The organism is Oscillibacter sp. CAG:155, from assembly GCA_000436875.1.
In the GTDB taxonomy this organism is placed as follows: domain Bacteria; phylum Bacillota; class Clostridia; order Oscillospirales; family Oscillospiraceae; genus Oscillibacter.
The window spans coordinates 1-4,413 of sequence record FR890946.1 but is presented as its reverse complement, the minus strand read 5'-3'; the positions used below and the strand labels follow the sequence as shown (position 1 = coordinate 4,413).

The 4,413-nt window shown below is 59.1% G+C and carries 2 protein-coding genes and 1 pseudogene (1 of these 3 only partly in view); 1 reads left to right on the top strand and 2 read right to left on the bottom strand.

Going from position 1 to position 4,413, the window contains the following annotated elements; all coding sequences use genetic code 11:
• Positions 1–2,060: pseudogene (locus QZL67_RS08955) on the bottom strand (hydratase); it reaches 221 nt to the left of the window's first position.
• 255 nt (positions 2,061–2,315) lie between these two features.
• On the bottom strand, positions 2,316–3,695 hold the full coding sequence (locus QZL67_RS08950; protein WP_022290383.1) for a sodium-dependent transporter: 1,380 nt from the start codon (positions 3,693–3,695) through the stop codon (positions 2,316–2,318).
• A gap of 176 nt (positions 3,696–3,871) precedes the next feature.
• Here QZL67_RS08950 and QZL67_RS08945 point away from each other — a divergent pair.
• A partial coding sequence (locus tag QZL67_RS08945) for a cysteine hydrolase family protein (protein WP_292920196.1) occupies positions 3,872–4,413 on the top strand: 542 nt, incomplete at its 3' end.

The following is a 4,413-nucleotide window of genomic DNA, read 5'->3' as shown; positions in this document are numbered from 1 at the left end:
GGAAAGGGGGTTCCCTCGTCCAGGGTAAAGGGCAGGATGCCCCAGTTGATGCAGTTGGAGCGGTAGCGCTTGGTGGCGAACTCATAACAAATGTTGGCGAAGCCCCCAAGGACCTTCTGGCAGGAGGCGGCCTGTTCCCGGGCGGAGCCGTCGCCGGGGCGGTTGGCAAAGACGCAGGAGCCGAACTGGGTGGTCTTCAGCAGCGCATCGCCGTCGCCGACCTTGTCCAGCAGAGCCTTGAGCGTTTTGGGGGACTTGCCTGCAAGCCGCTCCGCTTCCAGAGACGCCGCGGCTTTGGCCCGGCCCACATAGGCCGGCTCCCGGCGGGAGAGGGTGAACTCCGCCAGACGCAGGGGATTGGAGCGGTAGGAGGAGGTATTGGAGCGGGAGGAGGAGGTCTCGCCGGAGGGGATGAGCTCATCGGTGGTGGTGACTTCATCCCGCAGCACTGCCGCCAGTTCCACCAGCAGGTTCTCCGCCAGAGGCTGCATCTTGGGCCAGTCGGTGATATTGGGGCCCATTACCAGCTCCACGCTGGGATCGGCCTTGCCGAAGCCGTAGTAGAGGCGCCGGTCATAGACGCTCTTGGCAAAGTGGTACTCGTGATGGACCGGTGTGTAGTCCACGTCGGTGGCGGCGGTGATCTTGCCGCCGTTCAGGGCCGTGGCGGCGATGGACCGGGCGTCCATCAGGCAAACGCCGGCAAACTGGCCCTCTGCGGGCTTGGAGCCCTCCCGGTTGGGGAAGTTGCGGGTGGTGTGCCGCAGGGACAGACCGTTGTTGGCAGGGACGTCTCCCGCACCGAAGCAGGGGCCGCAGAAACTGGGCTTGATGACGGCGCCGGTTTCCAGCAGGTCTGCCGTGGCGCCGATCTTGGTCAACTCCAGGCTGACGGGGACACTGGTGGGATACACGTCCAGAGTGAAAGTGTCGTTTCCGGTGGAGCCGCCCCGGAGGATGTCCGCTGCCTCGGTGATGTTGTCAAAGAGGCCGCCGGCACATCCGGCGATGACACCCTGGTCGGCCCACACGCCGCCGTCGTGGATCTTGTCGGTGAGTTTGACATGGGCCTTGGGGTAACGATGCTGGGCATCCTGTTCCACCTGGGCCAAAATCTCCTCCGCGTTTTCCAGGAACTCGTGAATGGTCCAGGCGTTGGAGGGGTGGAACGGCAGGGCGATCATGGGCTCCACCGTGGAGAGATCGATCTCGATGTACTTGTCGTACCAGGCGTTTTCACCGGGGTGGAGGGGATGGTAATCACCGGGGCGCTGGTGGGTCTTATAGAAGCCCTCCGTCACCTCATCCGTCTCCCAGATGGAGGAGAGGCAGGTGGTCTCCGTGGTCATCACGTCGATGCCGTTGCGGTAGTCGATGGGCAAGGACGCAATACCGGGACCGGCAAATTCCAGTACGCAGTTGTTGACGAATCCGGAGGCAAAGGTGGCTTTCACCAGGGCGATGGCCACATCATGCGGGCCCACGCCCCGCTTGGGTGCGCCGGTGAGGTAGACCAGCACCACCTTGGGATAGGGGATGTCCCAGGTATTGCACAAAAGCTGCTTGGCAAGTTCCGGGCCGCCCTCGCCCACAGCCATAGTGCCCAGGGCACCGTAGCGAGTGTGGGAGTCAGAGCCCAGGATCATTTTGCCGCAGCCGGCCATCTGTTCCCGGGCATAGGAGTGGATGACGGACTGGTTGGCAGGTACGTAAATGCCGCCGTACTTCTTGGCGGCGGAGAGACCGAACTGATGGTCATCCTCATTGATGGTGCCGCCCACGGCGCAGAGGCTGTTGTGGCAGTTGGTGAGGGCGTAGGGAACGGGAAACGCCTTCATGCCGGAGGCCCGGGCCTGCTGGATGATGCCCACGTAGGTGATGTCGTGGGAGATCAGCGCATCGAAGCGGATCTTCAGCTGGCGGGGATCACCGGAGATATTATGAGATTGCAGAATGCGGTAGGCCATGGTTTCCCGCTGCCCCTCCTCCGGGGAGACCGGGGCGCTGGCGCAGGGAACGCCGGAGCGCAGGAACACGCCTTCATTGTGGACTGTGATCATAGATTTGACCTCCTGGATGCCGATTTCGCCGTGGGGAATCACTTGCCACCCATCATACCATACCAAATCCGGTTTGGAAAGATATTTTGCAGGAAAAGATAGAGGAACTTGCAAATTTGGAGAGAACTACAAGGTTGGAAAGCAAAAATATGAGAATTTTGCATGAAGGGCGTACGTTGGAACCGAAAATTGACCGTGCCCGGCGGAGAGACCCAACAAAAAAGAGACGGACAACGTCCGTCTCTTTTGAAGCGGTTATGCAAGAAGCTGGGGGAAGAAGGTGCTGATGAGACCGTGGATCAAAATCACCAGAATCAGCAGCGGCAGGATATAACGGAAATAGGGTTTGAACGCGGCGGACATCTTCAAGCCGGTGCCTTTGTTGGCCTCAGCCAAGTAGTTGTCAAAGCCCCAGCCCCATTTGCTGACGCAAAACAGCAGATAGATCAAAGAACCGATGGGCAGCAGCAGGTTGCTCACCAGGAAGTCCTCGGTATCCAGCACATCCTTGCCGGCGATGAAGTGCAGATCACTCCACACATTATAACCAAGCACGCAGGGAATGCTGGCAATCAAAATGAACACGCAGCAGATGACCGTAGCCTTTTTCCGGCTCCAGCCGAAGTTGTCGATGCAGCTGGCCATGATGTTCTCAAACACCGCCAGCACGGTGGTGAAGCTGGCAAACGTCATGAACAGGAAGAAAAGAGCGCCCCACACACGGCCGCCGGCCATGTTGACAAACACCTTGGGCAGCGTCATGAAAATCAGAGCGGGACCCTGGTTGGGCTCCACGTTGAAGCTGAAGCAGGCGGGGAAGATGATCATGCCGGACATGAAGGCCACAAAGGTGTCCAGGCAGCAGATCCGCACGGCCTCACCGGGCAGGGTGTGATCGTCAGACATATAGCTGCCAAAAATCTCCATGGCGGCGATACCCAGGCTCAGGGTAAAGAAGGACTGGTTCATAGCGGCCACCAACACATTGCCGATGCCCACCTCTGCGGCACGCTGGAAGTCGGGCAGCAGATAGAACTTCACGCCTTCGCCGGCGTTGTCCAGCATCAGGCTGTGGACTGCCAGCACGATGATCAGGGTCAGCAGGGCCAGCATCATCCACTTGCTGATGCGTTCCAGGCCCTTTTGCAGGCCAAAGCTGCACACAGCGAAGCCTGCCAGCACGGTGATGATCATGAAGATGGCCATTTCACCGGGATTGGCCAGCATATCCGTCCAGACAGCATCCACACCGGCAGTGTCCAGCCCGTTGAAGGTGCCGCTGGCAAACTTTACAAAGTAGCCCAGCATCCAGCCGGAGACGGTGGTGTAGTACATCATCAAAAGGCAGCAGCCAATCACACAGAACCAGCCGTGGATATGCCATTTGCTGCCCTTGGGCTCCAGGGCCTTATAGCCCAGAACGGCGCTCTTGCGGCTGGCGCGGCCCACTGCCAGCTCCATGGTCAGCACGGGCACGCCCATAATCACCAGGAACAGCAGATAGAACAGCACAAACACGCCGCCGCCATTCTGACCGGTGACATACGGGAATTTCCAGACGTTTCCGATGCCGATGGCGCAGCCGGCGCTCACCAGCAGAAATCCCAGACGGGATTGGAAGTTTTCACGCTTCAATGTTCTCTCTCCTCATTTTCACACAGTTCCGGCAAGCAGGCCTGCTTGCCGACAATAAACCTATGTTAGCTGTTTACACTGGAAAAGTCAACTTTTTTTTCAGGGAGCTGTAAAGGGCTTGTACCATGGAAAAGGATTTGGTATAGTGAAGAAAAATTGCAGGAGGAGGGAACCGCATGGATGTTTTGATCGTGGTGGATATGCAGAATGACTTTGTTTCAGGGGCCCTGGGAACGCCGGAGGCAGGTGAGATCGTGCCCTATGTGGTAGGCCGCGTGGTGGACGGAGTGAATCGGGGCGAGACGGTCCTCTTTACCCGGGATACGCACGGGCCGGACTATCTGGAGACCCAGGAGGGGAAGAAACTGCCGGTGCCCCACTGCATTCAGGGGAGCGAGGGATGGGAGATCATCCCTCAGCTGCAGGAATATGCCGCCCATCCCATTGACAAGCCCACTTTCGGCAGCCGGTATCTGGGGGCGCTGCTGAAGGCTCAGGACGAGGACCTGCGCAGACAGGGAAAGACCGGCGTGGAAAAGATCACGCTGATCGGCGTGTGCACGGACATCTGTGTTCTTTCCAACGCACTGGTGGTAAAAGCATTCCTGCCGGAGGCAGAGATTTTTGTGGACGCATCCTGCTGTGCCGGCGTGACGCCCCAAAGCCACCGCACGGCACTGGAGGCCATGAAGGCCTGCCAGATCACGGTGGAACATGA